Source organism: Robertmurraya phoenicis (assembly GCF_047302285.1).
Classification (GTDB): Bacteria; Bacillota; Bacilli; order Bacillales; family Cytobacillaceae; genus Robertmurraya.
On the sequence record NZ_CP154845.1, the window covers coordinates 876,468 to 890,996 of the forward strand.

Here is a 14,529-nt window from a genome sequence, read left to right on the forward strand (position 1 = left end):
AAGTTTTAGGGAGAGAAACAAATGAGAATTGTTGATATAAGAGAAATGGCGGTACCGATTGGTTCAGATATTCGTAATGCTTATATAGATTTTAGTAAGATGACGGCATCTGTTGTGGCGATTATTACCGATGTGATCCGCAATGGCAAACCGGTTATCGGCTACGGCTTCCATTCTAATGGACGATATGCTCCGAGTGGATTATTACGAGAACGCTTTATTCCAAGATTACAAGAAGCAAAAACGGAAGATATCCTTAATGAAGAGGGAACCAATTCTGATCCCCATCGTATTTGGGATGTATTAATGACAGGTGAAAAACCAGGCGGACATGGAGAACGCTAAAGGAATACGCTTGGTCCTCCAGACGTTGCATTCCGCATGGAGGTCACCAAATGTCTCTCAATATCGCCGCAGGTCTCGGACTTGGTGACAATGAATCATATCCAGGCGTATTCCCACCATTTGGTGGCTTTGCAGATGGGTATCCAATTGAAGATGGATATGTGCGTTTACCTGATGTGCCTGGAATAGGATTTGAGTCGAAGGCAGATTTGATTAAATTGTTGCGGACGTTAGCAGAATAAAGAGAGCCCAGCTAAGGATTTTTACTTAGCTGGGTTCTCTTTATTTCAATAGATTATGAAAAAAGATCAGTTCTGCACAAATTCTCAATATTTTAATGGTAATCTATTTTCAGCTTTCTAGGGATGGGGATTAAATGTAAACGCAAACATATTTATTAAAAGGGGATTACATAATGAAAATTAGTGAAACGACAAAGGAAAAGGTACAAAAAAACTCGCAAATCATTTTTTGTGTGCTCGCATGGACTCTGCTAATTAGCATTATTATTCAAGTTTCTTTCGCAGCATTGGCTGTTTTTGTCAATGATGACATGTGGGAGAAACATCTAGCTTTTGTAAGAGTGATTGAGTATCTGCCTGCTGTTATGTACATTTTTGGGAGTGCAGGTTGGGTCCCGCAAAAGTATAGAGCATGGAGCATGATGTTGTTTATTCTATTTAACTTGCAATACTATACAACTAATGGCTGGATGGGAATCATTCACGCGGTATTAGCGCTGGCTATATTTTCAATTTCTTGTTATGTAGCTTGGGGTGCATATAAATTCGTTTTAAGCACAAGAAAGAGGGAGAGAATCCAAGTTTAAAATTTCAATCCCCCTTTATGGGGGTTATTTTATTGTAGATAACCATTCAGCTATGGCAGCGGCTTCTTCCTCTTTTACTAATCGACCTGGCATCATCCCTTTTCCTTTGCGAATGATTTCATCAATCTCTTCTTCAGAAAGTTCAGTGCCTATATTTTCAAGATCTCCAGGCACACCGTCTGCAAGAATTTGACCATGACATCTTGAACAACTTTGAGAATAGACATTTTTTACTTCTTCTATGGAAAGAGGTACTTTTTCACCGCTATCGTTTGTATTTGAACTGGAATCATCATCACTGCATGCAGCTAACAAGACTAACGTTCCTACTAATAGAGTAAGTATTTTCTTCATCTAAGGTCCTCCTATTAAAAAACTCTCAATGTATTTTATAGGTAAATTGTGCATTTTTTAAGGAGCTTCATGATCTTTCTTCCTACTTTTACCACCATGCAAAAAGTTCTCATCAATTAAAATAATTTCGAAATAAGTTATAATTAAGAATAGTTGTGTTTTACATATATTTAGGGGAGTGGATTGAATTTGGAAAACCAAGAGACCATGATTAAACTTGCAGTCAATGGGGGAATATCATTCGGCGCCAAATTAAACGCAAAACAACTGATAGTCATTGCGGAATATATGGATGATGACTCTGAACTTGAATTGACCACTTTCCAACAACTGTACATTGAAATACCTGAAAGTCGTTCGGAAGAAATTACAGAAAAATTTCACGAAGTCGAATTATCAGTTTACCCAGTTGGGAATGTTGTTAAAAGCTTAAGAACGTGCAATTTTTGTAAAGGGGCAGAAGAGGAAGGGATGCCAGTTGCGATTGAACTAAACAAAAGAATTTCAGGGAAACCAGTTCCTTTTACTCTTAGACCAGCTTACACAGGCTGTTCAGTTGGGTGTGGTGAGCCTTTGGTGAATGATATTGGTATAATGAAAGTAAGAGATAAATACGACTTATATGTTGCGGGGAAAGCAAAGGGAAAAGATGCTCAAGTCGGAACCCTATTTATGGACCAGTTGGAGCCAGAGCAATTATATGAAGTCGTTGATAAAATAATTGATATATATGCGGAAAATGGGAAGAAAAGAGAACCTTTTTTCAAATTTGTTAATCGCTTCGGTCTAGAGACTCTTAAATCTGTTTTTGTATAAAATAAAATTGGATACAATATAGCACGAAACTAGATTACAACATGGGGAATGGAATGAATGAAGACAATACGAAAAAAGAAATCTAACAAAAAAATAAAGCTTGTTAGTAAGCTCACCTTAATACTCTCATGCATGGCTCTAATTATGAGCTCACTGTTGAATGCTAAAACATTTGCTGCTGAATTAGTGGAGGAGCCTACGATTGTGAGTGAAGCTGCTATTATAATAGAAGAAAGTAGCGGGAGAGTCTTATTTGGAAAAAATTCAGATGCGATCATGTATCCTGCTAGTTTAACGAAAGTAGCAACCGCGATCTATGCAATAGAACATGGAAACTTGGACGCCATTGTGACGACAAGTGAGAAAGCTAGAAAAGTGGATGGAACTAGAGTTTATTTAGAGGTAGGAGAGAAAGTCCCACTAATAAAGCTCATTCAAGGGTTGCTCATTAATTCAGGAAACGATGCAGGGGTAGCGATTGCAGAATATATGCATGGCACTGAGGAAGAATTTGCCCGTAGATTAACTGCTTATTTAAAAGAGATTGGGTTGACGGATACAAATTTTATGAATCCTCATGGTTTATTTGATCCGGAACATACGACGACAGCGAGAGACCTAGCCCTACTTACTCAATATGCGATGCAAAATGAAGTATTTCGTGAGATCTTTGGAACGACAGAGTTAAAGTGGGATGGCGAAGGCTGGGATACCACGATTTATACGCATCATCGGTTGATGCTAGATCCCCCATATGAAGGGATTACAGGTGGGAAAAATGGTTATGTGCATCAATCAGGTCAAACCTTAATTACAACTGCGAAAAGAGGGGACATGTCTGTCATAGCCGTTGTTTTAAAGGGAGCAACACAAAGAGAAATCTACAATGACACTGTGACTTTACTTGACTATGCCTTTGCTAATTTTCATTTCGCGTCTATTCCCAAAGGGAAAGAATTTACAATGGGTGACCGAATGTTTATCACGAAAGAAGAGCATCTATTTCCAATCTCCAATGATGAAGAGATAAAAGAAGAAGTGACTAGTGATGGTCTTTTGAAAATTGAGAATCAGAATGAGGAAGAAATAGCTTTATATCCAATTACTGAATTGGAAATGCCTGAAATACAAACGACAACAGTAGATGAATCCAATCTAGTCGAAAAAAAGGAAGACTCCAAGAAATTAAACGCCTTTATGATCATTTCAATCATGATGATTTTGGCTGTGTTTGCATTACTGAAAAATCGAAACCGTAGACGTCGTCGAATGAGGAAGTTTTGATCCTAAATATAAAAAAGGATTGGTTGGGGGTCCAATCCTTTCACTATAGTTAGAAGTTGTTCATCATATTATGAGAATGGTTTCCATCAGAATGTTGCATTTGTTCCATCATTCCACCATCCCCGTGGCATGCATCAAACATTTCTTTCTGCTCTTCTTTAGTCAGATCAGGATGCATTTTTTCTATTTGTGGTTGCATTTGTTCAAAATTGAACACTCCATCTTCATCTGTTTGTGCCAACGCAATGGTACCAGCACCTAGAATGAATCCTCCTGCTAGTAATCCAACCATTAATTTCTTTTTCATGCGACCTCCATCTCCTTCCTTGGTTATATCATATCGATTAATTGTGGAGAAATTAAGGAGAAAGTATGAGAAAGTTGTGAAGGCTGAAGTTTTTTTAGAATGAGCCTTGTGTGTTGTGAGAAGTGTACTAGCGAATTAGACCCTATTTTTAGAAGAGTTCTTCCAAACTTGATAGAACAAAAATAGCAATAATATGACGACCGCTATCAAAACTTGCCACTGGGTTCCAAGATTAAGAAAATATATGACAGAGTAGGCTTCGAGTATAATGGCAGGAATTTTTCCTAGTGTGCTTGCGATAGAGAAGGGCAGTAACCCTATTTTGCTTATGGCGGCAGTAAGAGTCACAATGCCTGATGGTACAAATGGAAGTACTCTTAATAGAACAACAATGAGAATAGCTTCAACTCCATCTGACTCCTTCAACTTGGCTAAAAATCGATTCTCAAATTTGTTGAATTTGGGGTAGGTTGATAGCTTTCGCAGCCCCCTTCTATAAAGAGTAAAGCTAATAATTGCACCAACTGCCTCTCCGATAATTAATATAACGACTCCCAAATTGAATCCCAATACACCTACAGTCCCGAGCGTGATGATAGTACTTGGTAGTATTCCAATAATCGCGATAAGGATATTAAGAAGGATGCTTATGATACTGAATATAGTGGGATAAGGTGCAAAGAGCTCCAACATTATGTATTCTCCTAAAACATTTATTTCTTGGCTATCGCCGGTGTGTTGCTGTGTTATACCTATTCTAATTGTAAAAATACCTATTATTAAATGACTGAATTTTAAAACTTTTCACCTCAGATTCGGAATATGGTCAGCTAGGAGCGTTTGAGTGGACAATTATTTTCAATGTTTATGCCAAATGATCAATCTTGGGTAGAGGCTGTATATGTTCATTAAAATTATTTTTTAAATTCAGCTAAAGGAAACTCTTTTACAACATTATGTCCGTCCAATAATAGTAAGGTTCCATCAAAAGCGTTCTGTGCTACTTTTTCTAAATCAGATGTTTCTTTAATTTGATATTCGATATGAAAGCTTGCTTCATTTTCTATTTCAAGAAATCCTGTTCCACCTCCACCTCGGAACAACATTTTTTGAATTTCGACTTTTCATCCATCATCATGAATGATTGTAATTCTTTGTTTGGACGAATGACGACTTCGAATCCCAAAAGATCATGCCCTGGATAATCGTACTCACTTTCTATCGCTTGTTTGCCAACATTCTTTAAATTTAAGTCATACCTTAGCACTTTTTCAGCTTTAATAATGGTCGTTTCAACATCGGTTAAGACAATATCTTTCGTATCATAACCAAATAAAAATATTAGAGAAAATGTGATGAGGCAAAAATATAGTAGTCTTTTCATATGTGTCCTCCGTCGGTATTTTAATAAAACCTATACAGCCTTCCAATAAATAGAATTCCACATATCTACATGAAATATGATAGAGGTGCCTTCCGGACGCATATATTACCTTTCGAATTAAAAGAGAAAAACATTGTAGGTACTGATTTCAAGGATAGAAACATTCCCGAAATAGAATAGACAAAGCTACAATTGCGATAGAATTTTCTATAATGGAAAAGCGATAATCAAATGGGATTATCGCTTATTTTGTTTAGATAATGAATGTTCAAATAATTCTAAGTTCCGATTGGATGATTATGGTAATATAAAGATGATGTTGTGAATAAATATCACTCTATAAAAGGAGGGAAGAAAAAATGGAATTTAAGATTGGAAATGGAGCTCTCGTGTTACCCCCGTTACATATTACGATTATCGGACTTATTATTCTTTTCTTTTTAATAAGATGGGGGAAGCAATTAGAAACTGGGCGTTATAAAATTTTCTTTTATTTTTTGATTAGTGCTTATGCCGCTCCAATTTATTCTCAGAGTACAAAAAATGGGGAATTTCAACTGTGGATCCCATTGGGATTTTTGGTTGTTTTCTTGTATTTATACCGCAGTAAAAGCTATCACCCATCTAAAATGAAAGCAAGTTTATTAGGACTTTCCATCGCGATCTATCAGATCATTGTCCATTATATTAGTTAGTTTATTAGATAGTTCCTAAATTCTTTTGCTAAAAGAAAGGGAAAGAAATATGAGATATTTCATAATTGGGATCGGTTTGGCCATTGTGGGGATCTTAATCACTTTGATTTTTGGTGTAAATTGAAAAGGTATATTTTGTTACCAGTGTTATCGGCGTCTTTTTTATGGGAATATCAATCATTCTTCAAAAGAGGGAGATACTAGCATTGAAAAAAGTGTTTAAAATCCTATTCGTTGTGTTCATTTTTCTTGCTCTGTTCAGTGTATACGCTGTACATGAGGTGAAAACAGTATTTAATGAGTTAGTGAACGACTTAGTTAATGAAAGGACATTGAATCCGATCAATATGGAACTACTTACCGAGAATATTGAGGGAATGGAGATTAAGTTTGAAAAAGAAGATAGGGGATCAGTGGAAACGATCAAAACGATTTATCCAAAAGCAAAAGAAGAGTTAGATAAGTTATATGGTGGTAATTCTGATGAATTGACCGTTCTCATGTATGCAAATGAAGAGGATTTTCATACTGCTTCAAGTTCTGAAAAATTAAGTGGATATTACCTCCCTTTAAATGATTCTATGCATCTTATGAGTGAAACCTTGATACCGGGCTATAAATTTGAGGATTTATTCAATCATGAGTATGCCCATTACAGAACGGATCGATTTTTAGAAGAGCATGGAATCTCTGTTGAAAGTCTACCTACTTGGTTTAATGAAGGGATATCAGGACTAATACAATATAGGAATACCGAAGTTGATATTGATTTGGTAGAAAAAGTGGAATTTGAAGATCTAATCACGAATACTTCTTTTCATAAAGAGAGAGATGGAAATGCTGATCCGTATCTCCAAAGTTATTTTGCTGTAAAAGAACTTGTTGATCAATTCGGAATGGCGGTTATTCCTGAAATTTTAGTAGCTTTAAAGGATATGGATTTAGAGGAAGCTCTTAATAAAATCGTAGGGATGAGTAGTGCAAATTTATTGAGTAGCTATTTAGAAAAAAGAGACGTCATTACCGAGTTATTGAATCAAGCTGAGGAGTACCAAGTTAACGGAGATTATAAGATGGTTCAGCATATTTATGAAGAGGTACTTCGGCTAGAGCCAAATAATCTTTCTGTCAGTAGAACTATGCCGCATATATTGGTAAAGCAATCTAAACTGTCAGAAACAATGACGATGTTAAAAAGTAAGGAAGAACTAGAAGTGTATGATCTTCAAATGTTGGCTGAAATTTCACTACTAAGCGACCTGAAAGAGTCTCTAAAATATACGGAAATGTCCGAAGAAAGGATAAGAAAGAACATTTCAGATAGTACATTTACATCCCCTTTTGGAGATGCGATTCGGCAAAATCTTTCTGATCCGGTCAAGGGTTATCTCGAAATAATAAATAAAGACTTAATCATGTACGAAGAAATAGTAGTCCAATTAAAGGTAAATCTAAAGGAAATGTATCCAGACGATCGACGTGTTCAAAATTTGTAAAGCCGAGTTGGAGGTGATTTTATGGAAGTTTGGGATATATATGACAAAGATAGGGACAAAACTGGGAAATGTCACGTACGGGGGAATCCACTAGCAATGGATGAATATCAAATTGTTGGCCATGGATTTATAGAGAGGTGTTTAAATAACGCTGAGAAGTCCGAGGAGAGTAACGATGTTCAGAAATACGAATTATCCCTTAAGCAACAAGGCTTCAAGACTGAAGAAGCTTTCTGCAAAGTTTTAGGATTAGAAGGAAAAGATCCTTATGAGAGTCTTTTAACCTTTGGTAGATATAAGGGAGATATCTAACTTTAAAGATAGGATCCAGTGTGGTATTTTTACACATAAGTCTATCAATGTGAAAAGAAGCATTTAGCTTCGTATATTATGTAAAATACATACGAAAACCAATAACGATTAAAAGAACTGAGAGCATTTGAATAATCATCTTATTTGGAATTCGTTGGGACAAACGAACACCAATTTGTGCTCCTATGATTACACCAATACCACCCCATAGGACTGTCAGCCAATCGATGTTGCTATAAAACATCTGTGAAATGACTCCAATTGTCGAATAAAGAGTAAGTGAAAAAATAGATGTGGCTGTTGCATAATGTGTTGTGACTTTAAACAAATAGATTAGAATTGGAACGAGAAGCCAGCCACCACCGATCCCTAGATAGCTAGATAGTACACCCATGAGGAAACCGAGTGGAAGTAATCCTTTTATTGGCAGATATGGATTTTCAATGGACTTTTTTTCCGCCGTATTCTGCTCCATGCTAACATTAGTAGTGCTTTTCTTTTGAAAGGTTTTAAACGGCGAATTTTTAGCAAATAAAAAAATACCGAGTGCAACAAGTAAAGTCGCGAAGATAACATAGAAATAACTAGATGAATATAATTGGAGCAACCAAATTCCTAGCACAGAGCCTGGAAATGCACCAATCCCTATGATGATTCCTGTTCGATAATTAATTTTTTGTTGTTTGGCATATCCGACTACTCCGGATAAGGCGTTAATAAATACAATGACAATCCCTGAGGCAGACGCAACGATAGGGTCCATATGAAATAATAGAAGCAGTGCTGGTACGAATATAAATCCTCCACCTGCACCAACAATGGTTCCATAACCGCCAGCAATCATTCCTACAGAAAGAAGTAGCAATCCAGTTGTTATTTCCATCAGCGACTCCCCTCTATATTGGTTATTTTTCGCTGTTTCGTGTTTTTTCTTAAAAACCTTCAATTTTACCAGTATCTCTTCTGTGACTACTATTGAGTTAAAAGAGCCTTATCTTTAAATTACCAGAAGTAGTAAGAGCTGCATATTAAGATTATTTTATAGCCTATAAGCAAATGTAATACTTACCATTCAAAGCGTGAATATTTTATACAATAAGAGAAGTTAAATACAGAAGCAATTGAGTCGATTCAACAACGTAAGTGAGACTTTCTATGGAAATAAATGATAAATTTTGAGTAGGATTACAAAAAATTGAATGTAAATATAAAAAGGTGGAACTGCAAACATGAATCTTGAGAATTTAAAGATGTTTTGCTGTGTCGTAGAAGAAGGAAGTATAAGTAAAGCAGCAAGAAAAGGCTTTGTAACACAGCCAGCGGTAACAAGACAAATTCATCAATTAGAAGAGTTGTATGGGACTTTGCTCTTTGAAAGAACAGAGGGGAAATTAGTACTGACTGAAGCAGGTAAAGTGCTCTACCCTTTTGCGAAGGAAATGGTTGAATACATAAAAAGATCACATGAGGCGTTACAGGAAATAAAAGGGGAGCGAGAGATTTCACTACATGTAGGTGCTAGCCAGACGATAGGTGAATATCTATTACCGGGTTTACTGGGGAGTTTCGGAAAACGTCATACAGATATTAAATTTAATTTAACGATTGCTAACACACCCACTATTTTAGATAAATTAAACAACAATGAAATTGATATTGCTTTGGTTGAAGGTACAGTGAAGAATTCAAATTTTATGATTGAAAAGTTTGCTGAAGATGAATTGATTCTAATCGCTCCTTTTAATCACCACTGGAAAAAGAGAAAAATGATTGATATAGAGGAACTACTCCATGAGAAAATAATTTTGAGAGAAGAAAATTCAGGAACTCGTTTAATCGTAGAAGAGGCCTTAAGAAAAATGGCTATTTTGGATCAAATTGAAGTTTTGATGGAACTCGGCAGTATGCAATCTATTAAAAGTGCTGTAGAGGCTGAACTAGGGATTAGCATTCTCCCTAAGCTAACAGTATTAAATGAATTAAAATATGGAATGCTGTGCGAAATTAAAATTTCGAACTTCCAAATAAAAAGAGAGTTGTGGTTAGTGCAAAAAGAGCAACGCTTTCAAAAAACAGGGGTAAGATCTTTTATTGATTTTATTCGAATGAATAGGGAAGAACGTGGTTGTTAGCTTGAATATGTTCAATGAAGTAGAGCGATATTCATAATTTAATGGAACAAAAGATTTACCCTCAGAATTTGCGAAATACAAAGTAAAGTATGAAGAGGCACCTGTTTATTTAGGAGATGTAAAAAAAATGAGGGACTAGAAGCGAACTTTGTTCAATCATAATCGAGTGTTGTGAGGAATTAGCAGTAGTAGAGTGTACCCAATCAAGCAATTTGACTAATGTATTGTAAAAAAACGTAAGGAATAAGTTGGAATTTTGTTCACAGAGACTTTATGAATCTATTAATCTATCTCTATATTCATTTAACATGCTTTTTCTAGAATACAGTTGAATACATATTCTAGATAGGAGATGGGAAAGATGAGCAAAAAAATACTAGTAGGTGCAGGGGTAGCATTCACATTGCTATTTAATCCGTTTAGCCAAGTGTCAGCAGGAGAACTATCAGTAGGAGAAAGAAAGCAGATGGATAATGTAGCGCACCGTGGTGCATCCGGTTACGCACCAGAGAATACGATTGCTGCTTTTGATTTAGCGGTTGACATGAAAGCAGATTATATCGAAATCGATGTGCAAAGAAGTAAAGATGGTGAACTCGTATTAATCCATGATACCACTGTGAATCGTACTACAAATGGAACGGGAAGTGTCGGGGACTTAACCTTTGAACAGCTTCGTAGCCTTGATGCAGGTAGCTGGTTTGGGGAAGAATTTGCTGGAGAGTCAATCCCAACATTTGAAGAAATTCTCGATCGTTACCGTGGAAAAGTGGGGATTTTAATCGAATTAAAGGCTCCTGAGCTTTACCCTGGAATTGAAGAGCAAGTGGCACAGGCATTAAAAGAACGTAATATGGATAAACCGAAAAATAATAAAATCATTATCCAATCTTTTAACTTCGAATCTATGAAAATTTCGAATGAGCTTCTACCTCGAATTCCAATCGGTGTATTAACATCTAATCGTGCAGATACAACAGCAGAAGCTTTAGAAGAATTTTCAACGTATGCTGATTGGTTTAATCCGAGCTATGGAATCGTGACGGAAGATCTAGTGAACCAAGTACATTCGCTTGGGATGAAAATTGGCTCATGGACAGCACGTAGTCAAGAAGTGGTTGACTTCCTATTTGAAATGGGTGTTGACGCTATTATTACGGACTATCCAGATTATGTAAACCCAAGAAACTAGATATTTGTGGAGATCTCTGGAAAATACTTAAACTAAAGCAAGAGGAGAAAAGCGACTGGTTTCTCCTCTTGCTTTTTTGTTGTCTCAATTATTATCTGGATACATTTTTCGGACAGGTTGTCCGAATCCGGCTCGTAATCGGACACCAATATGGAGTGAGCAGTTCGAGCTGTCCAAATTACGCTTCAGTTCAGACAGAGCTTTCTTTTAATTTGCTGTTTTCTGTGAAAAGAGCGCAATAATGTTATGACCATTTTGACTAGCGACGCTGTAAAATATATAGTAGAAAATAGGGATTCTAGTAGTGAATTTTCAAAGACAAGGTTAAACGACAAAGGGGTTTGAAAAATATCTCTGGGAGGGAAAGTATGGAGATTTTTGAAAAATATTTAGCGGGTATCGATCATCCTGAGCAAAGAGAACGAACTGAGGGGATTTTGACATGGATAACGGAAAAATTCCCTAATTTAAAACCAGAATTCAAGTGGAATACGCCGATGTTTTCTGAGCATGGTACATACATTATCGGCTTATCAATAGCGAAAAATCATCTAAGTATTTCACCTGAAGAAGCGGGTATCGAACAATTTGCAGATGATATCAAACAAGCTGGTTACAGTGCAACAAAAGGCTTATTTCGAATTCTCTGGAATGAACCAGTCAACTATGATCTACTAGAGAAAATGATTGAATTTAATATTCAGGATAAAGCAGATTATACGAAATTTTGGCGGTAGCTTTTAGTCAATTAAATAGAAAAAGAGTGGTGTTTGATCATGACGATTCGTAATCCAAAAGTGGATGAATTTTTAAGTAAAGCTATACAGTGGAAAGAAGAATTTGTGAAATTGAGAGAGATTTCCCGTGATAGTGGGCTGACAGAGGATTTTAAGTGGATGCATCCTTGTTACACACTAGATGGAAAGAATATCTTTTTATTCCATGGATTCAAGGAATATTGTGCAATTCTTTTTCACAAAGGTGCTCTATTAGAAGACAAGCATGGAATCCTGATCCAACAAACAGAGAATGTGCAGGCAGCACGCCAGCTTCGTTTTACCAATCTTCAAGAAATTATTGAAATGGAGCCTATTATAAAAGAATATATTAAAGAGGCGATTGAAGTTGAAAAGGCTGGCTTGGCAGTAACTTTAAAGGAGAAAAGCGAATATAACATTCCTGAAGAATTGGAAAAGAAATTTACTGAAATGCCTGAATTGAAGACGGCTTTTGAAGGGTTAACACCTGGAAGACAAAAAGGGTATCTCCACCATTTTGCCCAAGCGAAGCAATCAAAAACGCGAGAGGCAAGAATAGAAAAATCGATGGAACGTATTCTTATGGGAAAAGGATTAAAGGATTGTATTTGTGGACTATCTGGAAAGATGCCAAACTGTGACGGCTCACATAAGCATGCAAAATAAGGAAATGTACCTTTTGGCTTTCGCTGAAAGGTATTTTTTTACCCTAATATGGAAGGTGTTTTGGAAAATGAAACGAATAAGTATCATTATGGAAATGAGGCGGGCGGAATAAAATGAAAGAGTCACTCGATGGTCGAGATCTTGTTGGAAGCAGCGGAATCGATGAGGGCTATGGAGGATTGCGAAAGATTTAGGAAAGAAATGACGACAAAGATTGAATTCCAAGCCACAAATTGATATAGTAATTTCAAATATGTATTCAATGATGTGATCAAGTAAATAAGGATTGTGAAGCAGAAAATATAGCCTTGGCTGAAAGCTATATCACCCCTCCTTATTGAAACCTACCACGGAGATGTTAGCCAAACTAACCGAGTCGTTTCGTTAAAAACGTTTAGAGGACATAATATTTTTTATGTCGAACTAAGGTGGTACCACGTCTACAAGCGTAAAGACGTCCTTATATAGGACTCTTTATGCTTTTTTTAGTTCATATTAAATTTTCAGGAGGAAGAAAGATGTCTCAACAAACAAAAGATTTTTCAAAATGGTACATCGATACCATCCAAAAAGCAGATTTAATGGATTATACCCCAGTTCGTGGTTGTATTGCTTTTAAGCCAGATGGCTATGAATTATGGGAACATATTCAAGAGGAAATGGACAGACGTTTTAAAGAAACAGGTCATCGTAATGCTTACTTCCCAATGTTAATTCCAGAATCGTTTTTCCAAAAGGAAAAGGATCATATCGAAGGATTCTCACCAGAACTTCCTTGGGTGACTGAAGCAGCAGGGGAGAAATTAGAAGAGCGCTTAGCACTACGTCCAACTTCTGAAACGATGATTGGTCACCTCTATTCTGACTGGATTAAAAGCTATCGTGACCTACCTGTTTTAATCAATCAATGGGCCAATGTGTTCCGTTGGGAAAAGAAAACACTTCCATTTATTCGTACATCTGAGTTTTTATGGCAAGAAGGGCATACCGCTCATGTCGATGAGGAAGATGCACGTAAAGAAACGATGCAAATGTTAAATATCTATAAGGAAGTTGTCGAAGGATTGCTTGCGATTCCTGTTTATGATGGGCAAAAGACATCTTCAGAGCGCTTTGCTGGTGCAGTTGATACGTACTCCATTGAAGCAATGATGCAAGACGGAAAAGCTGTCCAAGCTGGTACTTCTCATTACTTAGGGACAAAATTTGCTGAAGCATTTGATATTAAATATTTAACGAAAGAGAATAAACACACGTATGTTCATACAACGTCTTGGGGTACATCGACTCGTTTAATTGGTTCAGTTATTATGGTTCATGGGGATGAGCAAGGACTAGTGTTACCACCAAAAATCGCTCCAACTCAAGTTGTGTTAATTCCAGTTGGTCCTTGGAAAAAGAACCCTGCAATTATGGAGAAATTAGACGAAATTTTTGCCGCTTTAAAAGCAAAAGGGATTCGCGTGCGTCTTGATGATAGCGATCAATCACCAGGATTTAAGTTTAATGAGTGGGAATTAAAAGGCGTACCTGTCCGAATTGAACTTGGACCACGTGATTTAGAAAACAATCAAGCTTTAATGAAAGCACGTGATGAAGGGGGTAAGGTGTCTGTTGCGTTAGAATCAGTCGTTGAAGCGATTGAAAAAGAACTGGAAACGATGCAAACACGTCTGTTCGAAAAGGCAAAAGCGTTCCGTGCAGCCAATTCGCATACACATATCGATACGATGGAGCAGCTAGAACAACATTTAGTAGACTCTGAACAGAATGAAACGATTCCTGGATGGGTTCTTGCAGGTTGGTGTGGAGACGATGCTTGTGAAGAAAAAGTAAAAGAAAAAACGAAATTCACAACACGTAACATCCCATTCAATCCACCAACAACGAAACACACTTGCATTCACTGTGGTGAAAAAGCAAAGCATACCGTTTGGTTTGCGCGCGCTTATTAATCAC

General features: G+C 36.7%; 18 protein-coding genes and 1 other annotated feature. Of the genes, 13 read left to right on the forward strand and 5 right to left on the reverse strand.

Going from position 1 to position 14,529, the window contains the following annotated elements; all coding sequences use genetic code 11:
• Positions 1-21: 21 nt before the first annotated feature.
• The 3 genes from AA0X71_RS04080 to AA0X71_RS04090 all read left to right on the forward strand — a co-directional run bounded on the left by AA0X71_RS04080 (position 22) and on the right by AA0X71_RS04090 (position 1,174).
• On the forward strand, positions 22-345 hold the full coding sequence (locus tag AA0X71_RS04080; RefSeq protein ID WP_413359520.1) for a hypothetical protein: 324 nt from the start codon (positions 22-24) through the stop codon (positions 343-345).
• 50 nt (positions 346-395) lie between these two features.
• Positions 396-587 (forward strand): hypothetical protein, encoded by a 192-nt coding sequence (locus AA0X71_RS04085; RefSeq protein WP_413359522.1) that lies wholly within the window; start codon positions 396-398, stop codon positions 585-587.
• A 173-nt stretch (positions 588-760) separates the two neighbouring features.
• Positions 761-1,174 carry a DUF6220 domain-containing protein gene (locus AA0X71_RS04090; RefSeq protein WP_413359525.1) on the forward strand — a complete coding sequence of 138 codons (414 nt, stop codon included), beginning with the start codon at positions 761-763 and terminating at the stop codon, positions 1,172-1,174.
• Between the two features lie 24 nt (positions 1,175-1,198).
• On the opposite strand, the gene AA0X71_RS04095 is transcribed toward AA0X71_RS04090, so the two are convergent.
• Positions 1,199-1,528, reverse strand: coding sequence for a c-type cytochrome (locus AA0X71_RS04095; RefSeq protein WP_413359527.1), 330 nt, complete (start codon positions 1,526-1,528; stop codon positions 1,199-1,201).
• Between the two features lie 189 nt (positions 1,529-1,717).
• Between AA0X71_RS04095 and AA0X71_RS04100 the strand changes: the two genes are divergently transcribed.
• Both AA0X71_RS04100 and AA0X71_RS04105 read left to right on the forward strand, forming a co-directional pair.
• Complete coding sequence (locus AA0X71_RS04100; protein ID WP_413359529.1) at positions 1,718-2,344, forward strand: nitrite reductase; 627 nt, start codon at positions 1,718-1,720, stop codon at positions 2,342-2,344.
• A 57-nt stretch (positions 2,345-2,401) separates the two neighbouring features.
• A complete protein-coding gene (locus AA0X71_RS04105; RefSeq protein ID WP_413359531.1) occupies positions 2,402-3,628 on the forward strand; it encodes a D-alanyl-D-alanine carboxypeptidase family protein in 1,227 nt (408 codons plus the stop codon).
• Positions 3,629-3,677: 49 nt separating this feature from the next.
• Here AA0X71_RS04105 and AA0X71_RS04110 read toward each other — a convergent pair whose 3' ends face one another.
• From AA0X71_RS04110 to AA0X71_RS04120, 3 genes are all read right to left on the reverse strand, one after another.
• Positions 3,678-3,935, reverse strand: a complete 258-nt coding sequence (locus AA0X71_RS04110; RefSeq protein ID WP_413359533.1) for a hypothetical protein — start codon at positions 3,933-3,935, stop codon at positions 3,678-3,680.
• A gap of 135 nt (positions 3,936-4,070) precedes the next feature.
• On the reverse strand, positions 4,071-4,628 hold the full coding sequence (locus tag AA0X71_RS04115) for a TVP38/TMEM64 family protein (RefSeq protein ID WP_413359536.1): 558 nt from the start codon (positions 4,626-4,628) through the stop codon (positions 4,071-4,073).
• Positions 4,629-4,998: 370 nt separating this feature from the next.
• Positions 4,999-5,319, reverse strand: a complete 321-nt coding sequence (locus AA0X71_RS04120) for a hypothetical protein (protein WP_413359538.1) — start codon at positions 5,317-5,319, stop codon at positions 4,999-5,001.
• 359 nt (positions 5,320-5,678) lie between these two features.
• Here AA0X71_RS04120 and AA0X71_RS04125 point away from each other — a divergent pair, with 359 nt between their 5' ends.
• From AA0X71_RS04125 to AA0X71_RS04135, 3 genes are all read left to right on the forward strand, one after another.
• On the forward strand, positions 5,679-6,014 hold the full coding sequence (locus AA0X71_RS04125; RefSeq protein ID WP_413359540.1) for a hypothetical protein: 336 nt from the start codon (positions 5,679-5,681) through the stop codon (positions 6,012-6,014).
• 206 nt (positions 6,015-6,220) lie between these two features.
• Positions 6,221-7,510, forward strand: coding sequence for a tetratricopeptide repeat protein (locus AA0X71_RS04130; protein WP_413359542.1), 1,290 nt, complete (start codon positions 6,221-6,223; stop codon positions 7,508-7,510).
• Positions 7,511-7,531: 21 nt separating this feature from the next.
• Positions 7,532-7,822, forward strand: a complete 291-nt coding sequence (locus tag AA0X71_RS04135; protein ID WP_413359545.1) for a DUF4269 domain-containing protein — start codon at positions 7,532-7,534, stop codon at positions 7,820-7,822.
• Between the two features lie 76 nt (positions 7,823-7,898).
• Here the strand turns inward: AA0X71_RS04135 and AA0X71_RS04140 are convergent, their stop codons facing one another.
• Positions 7,899-8,705, reverse strand: a complete 807-nt coding sequence (locus tag AA0X71_RS04140; RefSeq protein WP_413359548.1) for a sulfite exporter TauE/SafE family protein — start codon at positions 8,703-8,705, stop codon at positions 7,899-7,901.
• Positions 8,706-9,051: 346 nt separating this feature from the next.
• Here AA0X71_RS04140 and AA0X71_RS04145 point away from each other — a divergent pair, with 346 nt between their 5' ends.
• The 5 genes from AA0X71_RS04145 to proS all read left to right on the forward strand — a co-directional run bounded on the left by AA0X71_RS04145 (position 9,052) and on the right by proS (position 14,525).
• On the forward strand, positions 9,052-9,954 hold the full coding sequence (locus AA0X71_RS04145; RefSeq protein WP_413359551.1) for a LysR family transcriptional regulator: 903 nt from the start codon (positions 9,052-9,054) through the stop codon (positions 9,952-9,954).
• Between the two features lie 361 nt (positions 9,955-10,315).
• Entirely contained in the window at positions 10,316-11,146 is an 831-nt protein-coding gene (locus AA0X71_RS04150; protein ID WP_413359553.1) for a glycerophosphodiester phosphodiesterase, read from the forward strand.
• A gap of 368 nt (positions 11,147-11,514) precedes the next feature.
• Positions 11,515-11,883, forward strand: a complete 369-nt coding sequence (locus tag AA0X71_RS04155; protein ID WP_413359555.1) for an iron chaperone — start codon at positions 11,515-11,517, stop codon at positions 11,881-11,883.
• A 39-nt stretch (positions 11,884-11,922) separates the two neighbouring features.
• Positions 11,923-12,570, forward strand: coding sequence for a YdeI/OmpD-associated family protein (locus AA0X71_RS04160; protein WP_413359557.1), 648 nt, complete (start codon positions 11,923-11,925; stop codon positions 12,568-12,570).
• 253 nt (positions 12,571-12,823) lie between these two features.
• Positions 12,824-13,035, forward strand: a binding site (T-box leader).
• 53 nt (positions 13,036-13,088) lie between these two features.
• Positions 13,089-14,525, forward strand: coding sequence for a proline--tRNA ligase (proS, locus tag AA0X71_RS04165; protein ID WP_413359559.1), 1,437 nt, complete (start codon positions 13,089-13,091; stop codon positions 14,523-14,525).
• The last annotated feature ends 4 nt before the right edge of the window (positions 14,526-14,529 follow it).

What these genes read in the sequence shown, in the direction of transcription:
- AA0X71_RS04120 (WP_413359538.1), bottom strand. Translation starts at nt 5,319, where the DNA reads ATGAAAAGACTACTATATTTTTGCCTCATCACATTTTCTCTAATATTT.
- AA0X71_RS04150 (WP_413359553.1), top strand. Translation starts at nt 10,316, where the DNA reads ATGAGCAAAAAAATACTAGTAGGTGCAGGGGTAGCATTCACATTGCTA.
- AA0X71_RS04105 (WP_413359531.1), top strand. Translation starts at nt 2,402, where the DNA reads ATGAAGACAATACGAAAAAAGAAATCTAACAAAAAAATAAAGCTTGTT.
- proS (WP_413359559.1), top strand. Translation starts at nt 13,089, where the DNA reads ATGTCTCAACAAACAAAAGATTTTTCAAAATGGTACATCGATACCATC.
- AA0X71_RS04115 (WP_413359536.1), bottom strand. Translation starts at nt 4,628, where the DNA reads ATGTTGGAGCTCTTTGCACCTTATCCCACTATATTCAGTATCATAAGC.
- AA0X71_RS04110 (WP_413359533.1), bottom strand. Translation starts at nt 3,935, where the DNA reads ATGAAAAAGAAATTAATGGTTGGATTACTAGCAGGAGGATTCATTCTA.
- AA0X71_RS04080 (WP_413359520.1), top strand. Translation starts at nt 22, where the DNA reads ATGAGAATTGTTGATATAAGAGAAATGGCGGTACCGATTGGTTCAGAT.
- AA0X71_RS04155 (WP_413359555.1), top strand. Translation starts at nt 11,515, where the DNA reads ATGGAGATTTTTGAAAAATATTTAGCGGGTATCGATCATCCTGAGCAA.
- AA0X71_RS04145 (WP_413359551.1), top strand. Translation starts at nt 9,052, where the DNA reads ATGAATCTTGAGAATTTAAAGATGTTTTGCTGTGTCGTAGAAGAAGGA.
- AA0X71_RS04125 (WP_413359540.1), top strand. Translation starts at nt 5,679, where the DNA reads ATGGAATTTAAGATTGGAAATGGAGCTCTCGTGTTACCCCCGTTACAT.
- AA0X71_RS04085 (WP_413359522.1), top strand. Translation starts at nt 396, where the DNA reads ATGTCTCTCAATATCGCCGCAGGTCTCGGACTTGGTGACAATGAATCA.
- AA0X71_RS04090 (WP_413359525.1), top strand. Translation starts at nt 761, where the DNA reads ATGAAAATTAGTGAAACGACAAAGGAAAAGGTACAAAAAAACTCGCAA.
- AA0X71_RS04135 (WP_413359545.1), top strand. Translation starts at nt 7,532, where the DNA reads ATGGAAGTTTGGGATATATATGACAAAGATAGGGACAAAACTGGGAAA.
- AA0X71_RS04140 (WP_413359548.1), bottom strand. Translation starts at nt 8,705, where the DNA reads ATGGAAATAACAACTGGATTGCTACTTCTTTCTGTAGGAATGATTGCT.
- AA0X71_RS04160 (WP_413359557.1), top strand. Translation starts at nt 11,923, where the DNA reads ATGACGATTCGTAATCCAAAAGTGGATGAATTTTTAAGTAAAGCTATA.
- AA0X71_RS04095 (WP_413359527.1), bottom strand. Translation starts at nt 1,528, where the DNA reads ATGAAGAAAATACTTACTCTATTAGTAGGAACGTTAGTCTTGTTAGCT.